Consider the following 12,435-nt stretch of genomic DNA (forward strand, 5'->3'; position numbering starts at 1 on the left):
AAGTGGACGTGAATGCCATATTTCTTTCATCAGACAACAAACAACCCGATGGAAGGAAATCAAGATGTTCACCAAGGCCGCAGTTTTCACCGCCGCAACCCTGTTCACCGCATCGATGGCCGCTGCATTTCCGGCAGATCTTCAGAATGGTGATGCCACCAGCTCCGTCGAAGTCAGCTCCAGCTACGACGTCGCCGATACGCGCGGCATGGATAACCGCCAGGATCGCCGTGACACACGTCAGGATTGCCGTCAATCCGAAGGCGTCGGCGCCGACAAACGCCAGTGCAAACAGAATGGCCGTGGCTGACCCCTCACTCCTTTGCGAATTCCACCCCGGCTGCTGTTCGTAGCCGGGTTTGCTTATTGCGTCAGTGCGCTAAGGTGAGGACATGATGACCGCACGCAGCGAGCGCTTTACATTTGTCAGCCAGAAATTGCAGTCCGAACTGGGATCTGCGGTGCAACAGCGTTTGTTGCGGCGTGTCGGTCGCGCGCCGGGGATGCGCACGCTTGCCACTGTGATGCAGGAGGCCGAGCTTGTGCGCCTTGCCTGTCAAGAGGCGCAGGACCCGACACTGGCGGCGCGGCTCGGTGCCCAGTTTCGTGATGCGCAGACCCTGGTGGCCTATGTGTCCCGGAGCGCACGGAGTTTGCGCGAGGCCGTAACCTATGCAGCGCAGTTCATTTCCCTGTCGGACGACACGCTTGAATTGACCTTGCAAAAGGTTGGCGAAATGGACGTGTTGCAGCTGCGGTGCACCCAAAACGCGCTGGCGCTGAACCACCGTTACCAGGAATTTCTGATGTTTGCGTTGCTGACCCGGATCCGCGCGGTTGCCGGACGTATTCTGCGACCGCAGGCCGTGCTTCTTGCCCACCCGCTGCCGGATGGCAGGGAAACCTTCGAGCACATAGCCGGGTGCCCGGTGCATTTCGGGGCCGAGGCAAATGGTATTCATTTTGTGCAGGGTGCCCTGGATGCGAAGCTCGACACACATGACCCGGCACTTGTGGATCATCTGCGCGCTTTAGGGGATGCGAAACTGTTAGAACAGGCGCGCCCCAAGATGTCGTTGAGCGGCCGCGTCGAGCGCATGTTGATTGACGCTTTGCCGGGGTCTTTTCTGGGGGCGGACGAGGTGGCTGCCCGTTTGGGGATGACGCGCCGAACTCTTGTGCGAAAGTTGACCGCAGAGGGGACTTCGTTTCGCGACTTGTCCGCTGCGCTGAGATATGCGCTTGCGCAAACCTATCTGCGAGAAGGTTTTGGCGTGTCGGAAACCTCATTCCTTTTGGGGTATGCTGATCAGGCGACGTTTTCGGCCGCCTTTCGAAAGTGGTCGGATACAACGCCAACGACTTTTGCCAAGAGCGGCTGACAGTCCCGGTTGCTTCAAATCATTTGGCGCCAGATGCGCGGGGGTGCAGGATAGTCTTGGGTAACCAATCGAGAGCCAATGACCGGTTTTGACACGAGTTTCATTACTGAAGGGTGGGCAGGGCATTTGTCCTACCTTCTTTTGGTATTGTCGATGCTCATGCGCCGGATGCTGTGGCTGCGGATTTTCGTGATTGCATCGGCCCTCGCTGGAATCGCGTTTGATCATTTCTGGCTGAACAATCCGGTGGGCGTGTTCTGGCAATCGCTGCTGGTCATCGTAAATCTCGCCGAGTTGACCATCCTCTGGCGGAATGACAGGAAAGCCGTGTTCTCGGAAGAGGAGAACAGGTTCCGGGCGCAGTTCCTGTTGGCCTTGTCCCCCGGTCAGACGCGCCGGTTTCTTGATCTGGGACGGTGGGAGGATCTGCCGGAGGGGCGGGTTCTGACGGTCGAGGGAGTTCAGCCCGAATTCCTGTGTTACCTGTCGGACGGCGAAGTGGCAGTTCACACGGACGGGCGGTTGGTGCGTGTCGTTGGCGGCGGGCATTTCATCGGAGAGATGTCTCTGATCGGGGAAGAGGTTGCCGCGGCGACAGTGATCCTGCAAACGCCGGCGCGGGTCTGGCGGATCGAGCGGGCCAAGGTGGTGCGCCTGCGCCAGACGAACCACGCGACAATGGCGGTTCTGGAAGCCGCATTTGCGCGCGACATGCGTACGAAGCTTATGTTTCAGAACGCCCGGACGGAGGGCGGCTCTTCGGTGTGAAGGGCGTTTCCGACGACCGGGAGGTTAACCCGTGCCAGTATGCGCAGCGAGTTTCAGATCGCGCGTAATCCGTTCGATAAAATCAACTTGACGCCTTGGGGACACGAACGCGCGTTTGGAAACCTCGAACAATTCGAACATGACCAGCACGGGCGTACCATCCCGGTAAACAAGGCCGACTTCCTCGATTTGATTTCGAATGTCGGTTGAATGATCCTCGACCAGCCCGGCAAGACGGCCGGTGATCGCGATGCCAAAGATACCGCCACCAAAATAGGCGATCATGGGGGCATGGTGGCGCATCGCATCCGAGATGCATTCAGCAATATCGGTGATCTGATCGCAGAACTCATGCGACGTGCATCTTTCATAGATGTCGACGATATTCGTAACCGTCAGGATTTCCAGCCGTGTTCGGCTGAACTCCAGCCGCCCCATCTGGGCGAGGTAGTTTTCAAAGGCATGAACGCGCAGAACGCCATCCACATCATTGATGGGCAGTGCGTCTTCGAGCGCAAGTTTGGGAAGGTCGCCATGGCTCGTATCCTCGGCTGCATGGGCGACGGCGTTCCTGTCCAGCTGTTCGGCCTGGAACGACGCCCGTTCTGCGAGGCTGATCCTGAGTTTGATATCCTCGAATTGGAACGGTTTGGTTATGTAATCGGTAGCTCCGGCAGCAAAGGCGGCATCAACGTGCGACTTGCCCGACATGGCCGTTACCATGATGATCGGTGTAAAATGGTATTCGGGCATGGACCGGATCAGCGCACAGAGTTCGACCCCGGTCATTATGGGCATCTGGATGTCCAGCAAGAACAGGGAATAGGGCCGGGAGGCAGTTTCCAGCAACTCGAGAGCGTCCGCACCGGAGGTGGCGGTATCTATGTCCTGGTGTCCAAATGCTTCGAGAGAAGCCGACAGAATGGACAGAATATCCGGATCATCGTCGACGATCAGTATTTTCATAAATCCTCTCCTATATGCGCGGCGAGGGCCGGGCGAAATACCTATGGCAGCATGGTCAACTAATCGAGCGGATGCACTACAACATCAGGGAAAGTTTACGATAGGTAAATACTCGCATAAATTGCATTGAAGGCAAGGCCGATTTTTTGCGGGATTGGTCGTGTGGTGTTTTGTTGCACTATGTGCCATGCAAGATCCGGCAACCGGATATCAATCTACAAGTGTGCGGCGTGGATGTTCCTTTCCTTACCAGCGGGCTTTTTCTTCAAGGCCCCTTGCCAACCCCACCCGTGACCCGTATAGAGCGCCATCTCACGGATTCCCGTTTCGACGGGATTCGTGTGTTTGTCATTTGTCCATCAGGTGCAAGGTCACCCCTCACATAACCCAGGGGGCCTTCTGATGTATGAGAAAGGAAGAGGCGCATGAACGCCAAAGAACTGCGTGAAAAAACGCCGGATCAGCTTCGTGAAGAGCTGGCCAATCTGAAAAAGGAAAGCTTCAACCTGCGTTTCCAGGCCGCCACCGGCGCGCTTGAGAACCCGGCGCAGATCCGTAAGGCGCGTCGCAACGCGGCCCGCGTGAAGACGATCCTGAACGAAAAAGCAAAAGCAGCCGAGTAAGAGGAGCCGAATAGATGCCCAAACGTATCCTGCAAGGCACCGTGACCTCGGACGCCAACGCCCAGACCATTACCGTGTCGGTCGAACGTCGCTTCACCCACCCGGTTCTGAAGAAGACCATTCGTAAGTCCAAGAAATACCGGGCTCACGATGAGAACAACGCCTACAAAGTAGGGGATTCTGTTCGCATTATCGAATGCGCACCGCGTTCGAAAACCAAACGCTGGGAAGTTTTGGAAGCCTAAGAGTCTCTTCACAGAGGCTCCTGGCGACTAGACTTAACAGTTAGTCGAAACCCTGGGGGCAACGCCACGCATCGGCGCCCCAAAGGTCGGGAGAAACCACATGATCCAGATGCAAACCAACCTGGATGTTGCTGACAACAGCGGCGCGCGCCGTGTTCAGTGCATCAAGGTTCTGGGTGGTTCCAAGCGTAAATACGCATCCGTGGGCGACATCATCGTCGTCTCGGTCAAGGAAGCCATTCCGCGTGGTCGCGTTAAGAAGGGTGACGTCCGCAAGGCCGTCGTCGTACGCACCGCTAAAGAAGTCCGTCGTGAAGATGGCACCGCGATCCGTTTTGATCGCAACGCAGCCGTTATTCTGAACAACAACAACGAGCCGGTTGGTACCCGTATCTTTGGCCCGGTTGTTCGTGAGCTGCGCGCCAAGAACTTCATGAAGATCATCTCGCTCGCGCCGGAGGTGCTGTAAGATGGCTGCTAAGCTGAAAAAAGGCGACAAGGTCGTCGTTCTGGCCGGTAAGGACAAGGGCAAGGAAGGCACCATTGCTTCCGTTGACCCGAAAGCCGGCAAAGCTGTTGTGGACGGCATCAACATCGCCATCCGCCACACCCGCCAGACCCAGACCGCACAGGGCGGCCGCCTGCCCAAGGCCATGCCGATCGACCTGTCGAACCTGGCAATCCTGGACGCAAATGGCAAACCGACCCGCGTTGGCTTCCGCATGGAAGGCGACAAGAAGGTCCGCTTTGCCAAGACCACGGGGGACGTGATTGATGCTTGATAACACCGACTACACCCCGCGTCTCAAGGCCGCGTACAAAGACACCATCCGTGCCGCTCTGAAAGAAGAGTTCGGCTACAAGAACGACATGCAGATCCCGCGTCTGGAAAAAATCGTTCTGAACATCGGTTGTGGTCGTGCGGCTGTCAAAGACAGCAAGAAAGCCAAGTCCGCACAGGCAGACCTGACCCTGATCGCCGGTCAGAAAGCTCTGACCACCGTGGCAAAGAACTCGATCGCAGGCTTCCGCGTACGCGAAGGCATGCCGATGGGTGCCAAGGTGACGCTGCGTGGCGACCGTATGTACGAATTCCTCGATCGTCTGATCACCGTTGCGATGCCGCGTATCCGCGACTTCCGTGGTGTGAAGCCGAGCTTTGACGGCCGCGGCAACTTTGCCACCGGTCTGAAAGAGCACATCGTGTTCCCCGAGATCGATTTCGACAAGGTCGATGAGAACTGGGGCATGGATATCGTGATCGCCACCACCGCTGAAACCGACGCCGAAGCCAAGAGCCTGTTGAAGCATTTCAACATGCCCTTCAACGCGTGATCGGGAAGGAAAAGAGACATGGCTAAAAAAGCAATGATCGAACGCGAGAAGAAGCGCGAGCGTCTGGTGGCGAAATACGCAGCCAAGCGCGCCGAGCTGAAAGAAATCGCGAATGACGAAAGCCGCCCGATGGAAGAGCGTTTTAAAGCGCGTCTGAAACTGGCGAAACTGCCGCGCAACTCGTCGGCAACCCGTCTGCACAACCGCTGCCAGCTGACCGGCCGCCCCCACGCTTACTATCGTAAGCTGAAGGTATCGCGGATCGCTCTGCGGGAACTGGGCTCGAATGGCCAGATCCCCGGCATGGTGAAATCGAGCTGGTAAGGAGAGAACGATATGAACGATCCTATCGGTGATATGCTGACCCGTATCCGCAACGGCCAACTGCGTGGCAAGTCGACCGTGTCGACCCCCGCATCGAAGCTGCGCGGCTGGGTTCTAGATGTTCTGGCCGACGAAGGCTACATCCGCGGCTACGAAAAGTCTGAAGAGAACGGCCACCCGGCGTTCGAAATCAGCCTGAAGTATTACGAAGGCGCTCCTGTCATTCGCGAACTGAAGCGGGTTTCGACCCCCGGCCGTCGCGTTTACATGAACGTCAATGACATCCCCGTTGTCCGTCAGGGCCTCGGTGTGTCGATTGTCTCCACCTCGAAAGGTGTGATGTCGGATGCAAGCGCACGCTCCAACAATGTTGGCGGCGAAGTGCTCTGCACGGTGTTCTAAGGAGAAGCAGATGTCTCGTATTGGTAAAAAACCGGTCGAGCTGCCCAGCGGCGTTACTGCCTCTGTCTCCGGCCAGACCATCGAAATCAAAGGTCCGAAGGACACCCAGTCGTTCACCGCAACTGACGATGTCACGATTGCAGTGGAAGACAACGTTGTGACCGTGACTCCGCGTGGCATGTCCAAGCGTGCACGTCAGCAATGGGGCATGTCGCGTACCATCGTTGCCAACATGGTAACCGGCTGCACCACCGGCTTCAAAAAAGAGCTGGAAATCCAGGGTGTTGGTTATCGTGCGCAGATGCAGGGCAATGTCCTGAAACTGTCGCTTGGCCTGTCGCATGACGTCAACTTCGAAGTGCCCGCGGGTATTACCGTGACCGCTCCGAAGCCGACCGAAATCATCATCGAGGGCACCGACTCTCAACTGGTGGGTCAGGTTGCAGCGAACATCCGCGAATGGCGTAAGCCCGAGCCCTACAAAGGCAAAGGTATCCGCTATAAAGGTGAATTTATCTTCCGCAAGGAAGGTAAGAAGAAGTAAGGACCAGACAGATGGCAAACAGCAAACGGACACTGTTCCTCAAGCGCCGCCTGCGCGTCCGGAACAAGCTTCGCAAGGTAAACTCGGGCAAGATGCGCCTGTCGGTACACCGTTCCAACAAGAACATCAGCGTTCAGCTGATCGACGATGTGAACGGCGTGACCCTGGCATCGGCATCTTCGCTGGAGAAGGATCTTGGCATCATGGGCAAGAACAACGTGGAGGCCGCCGCAAAGGTGGGCGCCGCGATTGCCGAGCGCGCCAAGAAAGCCGGCGTCGAAGAAGCATATTTCGATCGCGGCGGCTTCCTCTTCCACGGAAAGGTGAAGGCTTTGGCCGACGCCGCGCGTGAAGGTGGCCTGAAGATCTAAGATCTGTGGGGGACGTTCGCGTCCCCCCGATGATCCGGGGGCCCTCTGGCCCACCAGGATTGGACAAAATCAGGCGCAAAGCGCCAAAAGTTTATGGAGTGCCTCATGGCAGAACGTGAAAACCGCCGGGGTCGTGGCCGCAACCGCGAAGAAGAAACCCCGGAATTCGCCGATCGTCTCGTTGCGATCAACCGTGTGTCGAAAACCGTGAAAGGTGGTAAGCGTTTTGGCTTTGCCGCACTCGTGGTTGTTGGCGACCAGAAGGGCCGCGTTGGTTTCGGCAAAGGTAAAGCGAAAGAGGTCCCCGAGGCCATCCGCAAAGCCACCGAACAAGCCAAGCGCCAGATGATCCGCGTGCCGCTGCGCGAAGGCCGCACCCTGCACCACGACATCGAAGGCCGTCACGGCGCCGGTAAAGTGGTCATGCGCACCGCGCCGGAAGGTACCGGGATCATCGCCGGTGGTCCGATGCGTGCCGTTTTCGAAATGCTGGGCGTCAAGGACGTTGTTTCGAAGTCGATCGGTTCGCAGAACCCCTACAACATGATCCGTGCCACCATCGACGGTCTGCAGAAAGAAAGCAGCCCCCGTCACGTGGCAGCACGCCGTGGCAAGAAGGTTGCCGACATCCTGCGCAAGGATGACGCACCGGCTGCCGAAGCCGCTGAAGCGTAAGGAGACAAGCACATGGCCAAAACCATCGTCGTCAAGCAGGTCGGTTCGCCGATCCGCCGTCCGCAGGACCAGCGCGCCACTCTGATCGGCCTGGGCCTGAACAAGATGAACCGTACCCGTGAGCTGGAGGATACTCCTTCGGTCCGCGGCATGATCAACAAGATTCCGCATCTGGTGGAGATCATCGAAGAAAAAGGCTGAGTCCTTTTCTGACGGTTTGAGAAATTGAGCGCCCCGCAGGACACTGCGGGGCGCTTTTCATTTCCCACAGTGTATTTGATTGCCTTGTTATGCGTTTGCTGCATGGCGGGCTTGCTTGGGTGATACTTGTTGCGCCCAATAATCAGCCTTATCTGAGCCTCATCGCTGAAACAGCAATCAAACGCATCGGGTTGACAGAGGTTTGTCCCCGAACCGACCAAAAGGAAATTGACAATGGCTTATGCAAGCACTTCGCGTGCCTCCTCGGGCATTCTTGAAACCATCCGCTCTGCAATCGCGTCGCTGTTCAGCGGCTTTGCCCAGCGTTCGGTGTACAACCGCACCTATAACGAACTGTCGCGCCTCACGGATCGCGAACTGGAAGACATCGGCCTGCACCGCTGCGACATCAAGGCGACCTGCACGGCGGTTGCGTATCGCTAAGTCGCTCGGACATGACTATCTTTCAAACGCCCTCGGACATGTCCGGGGGCGTTTTGTTTTTGCCGGCGGTCTTTTCGGTTGCAAAAAAGACAGGGATCGGCGCGGGCACACCTTTCACGGCGTATGGACCCAGGCGATTGTCCAGAAGGTCCACCCGCCGCGCTAAGTCTTCCGACATGAGGATGGTTTGGCCGGTCTCGGCGCACAGCGCTTCGATACGGGCGGCAAGGTTGACGGCTTGTCCCATGACGGTGAAATCAAGCCGCCGCTCCGAGCCGATGTTGCCATAAAGAACGTCCCCAAGGTGCAATCCGATGCCGAAGCGGAGATTCCGCGTCTGTTGTGACGAGGCATCCAGGGCGGCCTGCAAGGCCTTGTGTCCGGCATTGACCGGATTGTCGGTCACCGGAAAGATGGCGAGGACCCCATCCCCCATGAATTTCAGGATTTCGCCGCCATTTGCGCGTACGGCGGTGTCAAGGAGGTCGAAATAGGCGTTGGCGATGGCGACGGATTCCTCGACGGGGAGTTCCGCGTTCATCTGGGTCCAACCGCGAAGGTCACTGATCAGGATTGCGGCGTCGAGATGATCGACGTGCCCCCGCGTGATCTCGCCCCCCAGAACCCGTTTCGCGGTGCCGGGGCCAAGGTAGGATGTGGCCACCGCTTCGGACAGGATGGACAGGCGCATGACCTCGACAAGTGGCGCGGTGGCGAGGGCGACGTCGCAGAATCCGCGAATATGGTCCGCGCTGAACCCGTCCGCCGCGTCAGTGACAAAGATCATAATGCCGCTCAGGTGGTCGCCAAACCGAAGCGGCAGGCCAAAATAGTCCGTTGCGCCGCGTGCGCGCAATTCGAGAAAAGCAACGTGATCGTCAGACGTGAGCGCCGTCAGATCCTGACGCACGGGTGCACGGGTTTGAATGATCCGGGCCATGGGGCTTCCGGCGTAAGCGCTGCGTTGTTCGAGGCCGTGCGGGCTTGCAAAAACATCGTTGGTGGCGGCGTCACGGTCCCAAATCGTGCTTACCGCGGTCATGAGCGGATGGACCGTCCGCATGGCCAGCCGAACGCGCAGGAGGGGCACTCCGTCCTCGGCAATCCGGTCGGCCAACGCCAGAGTCAAAGCTTCGAGATCAGGTATGTCGGGGCCGACGCTGAGAAGCCAGTCGGTGATTTTCGCGTGATTCCAAGCCATGGTCCAAGAGTAGCCCATCAAGAGGCGGCGCGCATCGGCCCCGGTGAATTTCAGGGTGCTTGCATCGGTGCGCCGCCTCGTCTATACGCGCCCGGTGGCGTGCTGCGCCACAGAATCAACAAGCAAGAAAAGCCGTGTTTGACCCGCTTACGCTTCAGGGGTCAGTTCCGGCAAAGGAGAAGCGATATGAAACTGCACGAACTTCGTGACAATCCCGGCGCAACCAAGAAACGTATGCGTGTTGGCCGTGGCCCCGGCTCTGGCAAGGGTAAAATGGGTGGCCGTGGTATCAAGGGTCAGAAATCCCGTTCGGGTGTGGCAATCAATGGCTACGAGGGTGGCCAGATGCCGCTCTACCAGCGTCTGCCCAAGCGTGGCTTCAACAAGCCGAACCGCAAGAAATTTGCCGTTGTGAACCTGGGCCTGATCCAGAAGTTCGTCGACGAAGGCAAGCTGAACGCCGGCGAAACCGTGACCGAAGAAGCGCTGGTGGCCTCGGGCCTCGTGCGCCGCGCTCTGGACGGTGTGCGCGTTCTGGCCAAGGGCGACGTGACCTCCAAGCTGAACATCGAAGTGACCGGTGCTTCCAAGTCGGCCGTTGCGGCTGTGGAAAAAGCAGGCGGCTCGCTGACGGTCAAAACCGCGCAAGCGGCTGAATAAGAGGTTGTGAGCGGGTCCGCATCCGCTTACATACCCTACCAAGTTTTCCTAACGCCGCCTGACCGGAAAACGGTTCTGGCGGCGTTTTCATTCTAAGAGAGATCCGCATGGTATCTGCAGCTGAACAAATGGCGGCCAACACGAGCTGGGCCGCGCTTGGAAAAGCAACCGACCTTCGCAATCGCATCCTTTTCACGCTGGGCCTGCTGATTGTCTATCGTCTGGGTACCTGGATTCCGGTGCCCGGCATAGATGGGCTCGCGCTGCGCGAATTCATGGAAGGCGCGGCGGCGGGTCTCGGGGGCATCCTGTCGATGTTCACCGGGGGCGCACTGGGCCGGATGGGGATCTTTGCCCTCGGCATCATGCCTTATATCTCGGCCTCGATCATCGTTCAGCTTCTCGGCTCAATGGTGCCTGCTCTTGAGCAGCTCAAGAAAGAAGGCGAGCAAGGCCGCAAGAAAATGAACCAGTACACCCGCTATGGCACGGTGGCGCTGGCAACTCTGCAGGCCTACGGTCTTGCCGTGAGCCTTGAGGCCGGTGAGCTTGTCACCGATCCGGGCATGTTCTTCCGGTTCTCGTGCCTTGTGACGCTGGTTGGGGGCACCATGTTCCTGATGTGGCTGGGTGAGCAGATCACCGCACGCGGCATCGGTAACGGGATCTCGCTGATCATCTTCGTTGGTATCGTTGCAGAATTGCCTGCGGCTCTGGGTCAGTTCCTTGCCTCGGGGCGCTCGGGCGCGATCAGCCCGGCGGTAATTATCGGCGTGATTGTCATGGTTGTGGCCGTGATTGCTTTCGTGGTGTTCATGGAGCGCGCGCTGCGCAAGATCCATATCCAGTATCCGCGCCGTCAGGTGGGCATGAAAGTCTATGACGGTGGCTCGAGCCATCTTCCCGTCAAGGTCAACCCGGCAGGTGTGATCCCGGCCATTTTTGCCAGCTCGCTTCTGCTGCTGCCGACGACGATCTCGACCTTCTCGGGGGCGCAGACCGGCCCCATCATGTCGACACTTCTGGCCTATTTCGGTCCCGGCCAGCCGCTGTACCTGTTGTTCTTCGTGGCGATGATCGTGTTCTTCGCCTACTTCTACACCTTCAATGTCAGCTTCAAGCCTGACGAAGTGGCGGACAACCTGAAGAACCAGAACGGCTTTGTGCCCGGCATCCGCCCCGGCAAGCGCACGGCGGACTACCTTGAATACGTGGTTAACCGCATTCTTGTGCTTGGCGCGGCCTATCTTGCGGCAGTTTGTCTCCTTCCGGAGATTCTGCGTGGTCAGTTTGCGGTTCCGTTCTATTTTGGCGGGACGTCGGTTCTGATTGTGGTCTCGGTGACGATGGACACCATTCAGCAGGTTCAGAGCCATCTTCTGGCCCATCAGTATGAAGGGCTGATCGAGAAATCGCAGCTGCGCGGAAAAAGCAAGAAGCGCGGCAAGAAGGGAGCTGCTCGTCGATGAATATCATTCTGCTTGGCCCGCCGGGTGCCGGTAAAGGAACCCAGGCCGCGTTTTTGGTCGAAGATCGTAACATGATCCAGTTGAGCACTGGAGACATGCTGCGTGAAGCCAAGAGCAGCGGTTCGGAAATGGGCAAGCGCGTTGCCGAGGTCATGGATAGGGGCGAGCTGGTCACGGACGAGATCGTGATCGGCCTGATCCGTGAGAAACTGGAAGGCGACAAGAAGGGTGGTTTCATCTTTGACGGGTTCCCGCGCACTCTGGCACAGGCCGATGCGCTGGGGGCGTTGCTGGACGAGATGGGCGAGACACTGGACGTTGTGATCGAGATGCAGGTCAATGACGACGTACTGGTCGATCGCATCGTGAACCGTGCCAAGGAAGCCGTCGCAGCGGGTGGTACGGCGCGTGCGGATGACAACGAGGAAAGCCTCAAAGTGCGCCTGATGGCGTACTACAAGCAGACCTCGCCGCTGATCGGATATTACCATGCCAAGGGTAATCTCAAGGGTGTTGACGGTCTGGGCGAGATTGCCGAAGTCAAGGCCAGCATCGCGGGCGTGCTCGGTTGATGACCGACGACATCGGGAAACACTCAAAGAGCGGCTTGGGAAAGCGGCTCTTTTTCATTTTTGGTGGCATTGGCCTCCTGTGCCTGATCGGGCTCTTGGTGTTTGGCCATTACTTCAGAGAGTATGCGTACCGCTGTATTGATGTGACGGCGGATACCTACATTCATGATGCGACGGAACGCGCAGCCGAATGTGGCTGATTTCGCAAACCCGTAGTGGATGAAAAAGGGCCCCGGCGCGATGCGCGGGGCCC

At 58.1% G+C, this 12,435-nt stretch carries 21 protein-coding genes; 19 read left to right on the forward strand and 2 right to left on the reverse strand.

Annotated features, from left to right (window positions below; all coding sequences use genetic code 11):
* Nucleotides 1-64: 64 nt before the first annotated feature.
* The 3 genes from BMZ35_RS14005 (at nt 65) to BMZ35_RS14015 (ending at nt 2,150) form a co-directional block, all read left to right on the forward strand.
* Nucleotides 65-310, forward strand: a complete 246-nt coding sequence (locus tag BMZ35_RS14005) for a hypothetical protein (protein WP_093094495.1) — start codon at nt 65-67, stop codon at nt 308-310.
* An 85-nt stretch (nt 311-395) separates the two neighbouring features.
* On the forward strand, nt 396-1,382 hold the full coding sequence (locus BMZ35_RS14010) for an AraC family transcriptional regulator (protein WP_165610090.1): 987 nt from the start codon (nt 396-398) through the stop codon (nt 1,380-1,382).
* A gap of 78 nt (nt 1,383-1,460) precedes the next feature.
* On the forward strand, nt 1,461-2,150 hold the full coding sequence (locus BMZ35_RS14015; protein WP_093094497.1) for a Crp/Fnr family transcriptional regulator: 690 nt from the start codon (nt 1,461-1,463) through the stop codon (nt 2,148-2,150).
* A gap of 24 nt (nt 2,151-2,174) precedes the next feature.
* Here the strand turns inward: BMZ35_RS14015 and BMZ35_RS14020 are convergent, their stop codons facing one another.
* Nucleotides 2,175-3,116, reverse strand: coding sequence for a response regulator (locus tag BMZ35_RS14020; RefSeq protein WP_093094498.1), 942 nt, complete (start codon nt 3,114-3,116; stop codon nt 2,175-2,177).
* Between the two features lie 425 nt (nt 3,117-3,541).
* On the opposite strand from BMZ35_RS14020, the gene rpmC reads away from it, so the two are divergent.
* The 12 genes from rpmC (at nt 3,542) to BMZ35_RS14080 (ending at nt 8,280) form a co-directional block, all read left to right on the forward strand.
* The gene (rpmC, locus tag BMZ35_RS14025) at nt 3,542-3,739 is read left to right on the forward strand and encodes a 50S ribosomal protein L29 (RefSeq protein ID WP_093094499.1); all 198 of its coding nucleotides are present in this window, start codon (nt 3,542-3,544) and stop codon (nt 3,737-3,739) included.
* Between the two features lie 14 nt (nt 3,740-3,753).
* Nucleotides 3,754-3,984, forward strand: a complete 231-nt coding sequence (rpsQ, locus tag BMZ35_RS14030; RefSeq protein WP_093094500.1) for a 30S ribosomal protein S17 — start codon at nt 3,754-3,756, stop codon at nt 3,982-3,984.
* A gap of 100 nt (nt 3,985-4,084) precedes the next feature.
* A complete protein-coding gene (gene rplN / locus BMZ35_RS14035; protein ID WP_005621870.1) occupies nt 4,085-4,453 on the forward strand; it encodes a 50S ribosomal protein L14 in 369 nt (122 codons plus the stop codon).
* Between the two features lies 1 nt (nt 4,454).
* Nucleotides 4,455-4,766, forward strand: coding sequence for a 50S ribosomal protein L24 (gene rplX / locus BMZ35_RS14040; RefSeq protein ID WP_093094501.1), 312 nt, complete (start codon nt 4,455-4,457; stop codon nt 4,764-4,766).
* Nucleotides 4,759-5,319 (forward strand): 50S ribosomal protein L5, encoded by a 561-nt coding sequence (gene rplE / locus BMZ35_RS14045; protein WP_093094502.1) that lies wholly within the window; start codon nt 4,759-4,761, stop codon nt 5,317-5,319. The genes rplX and rplE overlap by 8 nt, the downstream gene beginning before the upstream one ends.
* An 18-nt stretch (nt 5,320-5,337) precedes the next feature.
* Nucleotides 5,338-5,643, forward strand: coding sequence for a 30S ribosomal protein S14 (rpsN, locus tag BMZ35_RS14050; protein ID WP_005621844.1), 306 nt, complete (start codon nt 5,338-5,340; stop codon nt 5,641-5,643).
* Between the two features lie 12 nt (nt 5,644-5,655).
* Nucleotides 5,656-6,045: a 30S ribosomal protein S8 gene (gene rpsH, locus BMZ35_RS14055; protein ID WP_093094503.1), complete on the forward strand. Its 390-nt coding sequence runs from the start codon at nt 5,656-5,658 to the stop codon at nt 6,043-6,045.
* Nucleotides 6,046-6,055: 10 nt separating this feature from the next.
* Entirely contained in the window at nt 6,056-6,589 is a 534-nt protein-coding gene (rplF, locus tag BMZ35_RS14060) for a 50S ribosomal protein L6 (RefSeq protein WP_093094504.1), read from the forward strand.
* An 11-nt stretch (nt 6,590-6,600) separates the two neighbouring features.
* Nucleotides 6,601-6,960 carry a 50S ribosomal protein L18 gene (rplR, locus tag BMZ35_RS14065; protein WP_093094505.1) on the forward strand — a complete coding sequence of 120 codons (360 nt, stop codon included), beginning with the start codon at nt 6,601-6,603 and terminating at the stop codon, nt 6,958-6,960.
* A gap of 105 nt (nt 6,961-7,065) precedes the next feature.
* Entirely contained in the window at nt 7,066-7,635 is a 570-nt protein-coding gene (rpsE, locus tag BMZ35_RS14070) for a 30S ribosomal protein S5 (protein WP_093094506.1), read from the forward strand.
* Between the two features lie 12 nt (nt 7,636-7,647).
* Entirely contained in the window at nt 7,648-7,836 is a 189-nt protein-coding gene (rpmD, locus tag BMZ35_RS14075; RefSeq protein ID WP_093094507.1) for a 50S ribosomal protein L30, read from the forward strand.
* 234 nt (nt 7,837-8,070) lie between these two features.
* On the forward strand, nt 8,071-8,280 hold the full coding sequence (locus BMZ35_RS14080; protein WP_093094508.1) for a DUF1127 domain-containing protein: 210 nt from the start codon (nt 8,071-8,073) through the stop codon (nt 8,278-8,280).
* A 22-nt stretch (nt 8,281-8,302) separates the two neighbouring features.
* Here BMZ35_RS14080 and BMZ35_RS14085 read toward each other — a convergent pair whose 3' ends face one another.
* A complete protein-coding gene (locus tag BMZ35_RS14085) occupies nt 8,303-9,481 on the reverse strand; it encodes an adenylate/guanylate cyclase domain-containing protein (protein ID WP_165610091.1) in 1,179 nt (392 codons plus the stop codon).
* 186 nt (nt 9,482-9,667) lie between these two features.
* On the opposite strand from BMZ35_RS14085, the gene rplO reads away from it, so the two are divergent.
* From rplO to BMZ35_RS14105, 4 genes are all read left to right on the forward strand, one after another.
* Nucleotides 9,668-10,141: a 50S ribosomal protein L15 gene (gene rplO / locus BMZ35_RS14090; RefSeq protein WP_093094510.1), complete on the forward strand. Its 474-nt coding sequence runs from the start codon at nt 9,668-9,670 to the stop codon at nt 10,139-10,141.
* Nucleotides 10,142-10,248: 107 nt separating this feature from the next.
* Complete coding sequence (gene secY, locus BMZ35_RS14095; RefSeq protein WP_093094511.1) at nt 10,249-11,610, forward strand: preprotein translocase subunit SecY; 1,362 nt, start codon at nt 10,249-10,251, stop codon at nt 11,608-11,610.
* Nucleotides 11,607-12,182 carry an adenylate kinase gene (locus BMZ35_RS14100; RefSeq protein ID WP_093094512.1) on the forward strand — a complete coding sequence of 192 codons (576 nt, stop codon included), beginning with the start codon at nt 11,607-11,609 and terminating at the stop codon, nt 12,180-12,182. The genes secY and BMZ35_RS14100 overlap by 4 nt, the downstream gene beginning before the upstream one ends.
* A complete protein-coding gene (locus BMZ35_RS14105) occupies nt 12,182-12,382 on the forward strand; it encodes a hypothetical protein (RefSeq protein WP_093094513.1) in 201 nt (66 codons plus the stop codon). Before BMZ35_RS14100 ends, BMZ35_RS14105 begins: the two co-directional genes overlap by 1 nt.
* Nucleotides 12,383-12,435: the final 53 nt, after the last annotated feature.

Origin of the sequence: Shimia aestuarii (genome assembly GCF_900114635.1) — a bacterium.
Taxonomy (GTDB): domain Bacteria; phylum Pseudomonadota; class Alphaproteobacteria; order Rhodobacterales; family Rhodobacteraceae; genus Shimia; species Shimia aestuarii.

Excerpts from the sequence above, each read along its gene's own strand:
- BMZ35_RS14020 (WP_093094498.1), bottom strand. The coding sequence starts at position 3,116 with ATGAAAATACTGATCGTCGACGATGATCCGGATATTCTGTCCATTCTG.
- rplN (WP_005621870.1), top strand. The coding sequence starts at position 4,085 with ATGATCCAGATGCAAACCAACCTGGATGTTGCTGACAACAGCGGCGCG.
- BMZ35_RS14080 (WP_093094508.1), top strand. The coding sequence starts at position 8,071 with ATGGCTTATGCAAGCACTTCGCGTGCCTCCTCGGGCATTCTTGAAACC.
- BMZ35_RS14100 (WP_093094512.1), top strand. The coding sequence starts at position 11,607 with ATGAATATCATTCTGCTTGGCCCGCCGGGTGCCGGTAAAGGAACCCAG.
- BMZ35_RS14105 (WP_093094513.1), top strand. The coding sequence starts at position 12,182 with ATGACCGACGACATCGGGAAACACTCAAAGAGCGGCTTGGGAAAGCGG.
- rpmC (WP_093094499.1), top strand. The coding sequence starts at position 3,542 with ATGAACGCCAAAGAACTGCGTGAAAAAACGCCGGATCAGCTTCGTGAA.
- rpsE (WP_093094506.1), top strand. The coding sequence starts at position 7,066 with ATGGCAGAACGTGAAAACCGCCGGGGTCGTGGCCGCAACCGCGAAGAA.
- rpmD (WP_093094507.1), top strand. The coding sequence starts at position 7,648 with ATGGCCAAAACCATCGTCGTCAAGCAGGTCGGTTCGCCGATCCGCCGT.
- rplO (WP_093094510.1), top strand. The coding sequence starts at position 9,668 with ATGAAACTGCACGAACTTCGTGACAATCCCGGCGCAACCAAGAAACGT.
- BMZ35_RS14085 (WP_165610091.1), bottom strand. The coding sequence starts at position 9,481 with ATGGCTTGGAATCACGCGAAAATCACCGACTGGCTTCTCAGCGTCGGC.
- rpsQ (WP_093094500.1), top strand. The coding sequence starts at position 3,754 with ATGCCCAAACGTATCCTGCAAGGCACCGTGACCTCGGACGCCAACGCC.
- rpsH (WP_093094503.1), top strand. The coding sequence starts at position 5,656 with ATGAACGATCCTATCGGTGATATGCTGACCCGTATCCGCAACGGCCAA.
- rplR (WP_093094505.1), top strand. The coding sequence starts at position 6,601 with ATGGCAAACAGCAAACGGACACTGTTCCTCAAGCGCCGCCTGCGCGTC.
- BMZ35_RS14010 (WP_165610090.1), top strand. The coding sequence starts at position 396 with ATGACCGCACGCAGCGAGCGCTTTACATTTGTCAGCCAGAAATTGCAG.
- BMZ35_RS14005 (WP_093094495.1), top strand. The coding sequence starts at position 65 with ATGTTCACCAAGGCCGCAGTTTTCACCGCCGCAACCCTGTTCACCGCA.
- rpsN (WP_005621844.1), top strand. The coding sequence starts at position 5,338 with ATGGCTAAAAAAGCAATGATCGAACGCGAGAAGAAGCGCGAGCGTCTG.
- secY (WP_093094511.1), top strand. The coding sequence starts at position 10,249 with ATGGTATCTGCAGCTGAACAAATGGCGGCCAACACGAGCTGGGCCGCG.
- rplX (WP_093094501.1), top strand. The coding sequence starts at position 4,455 with ATGGCTGCTAAGCTGAAAAAAGGCGACAAGGTCGTCGTTCTGGCCGGT.
- rplE (WP_093094502.1), top strand. The coding sequence starts at position 4,759 with ATGCTTGATAACACCGACTACACCCCGCGTCTCAAGGCCGCGTACAAA.
- rplF (WP_093094504.1), top strand. The coding sequence starts at position 6,056 with ATGTCTCGTATTGGTAAAAAACCGGTCGAGCTGCCCAGCGGCGTTACT.
- BMZ35_RS14015 (WP_093094497.1), top strand. The coding sequence starts at position 1,461 with ATGACCGGTTTTGACACGAGTTTCATTACTGAAGGGTGGGCAGGGCAT.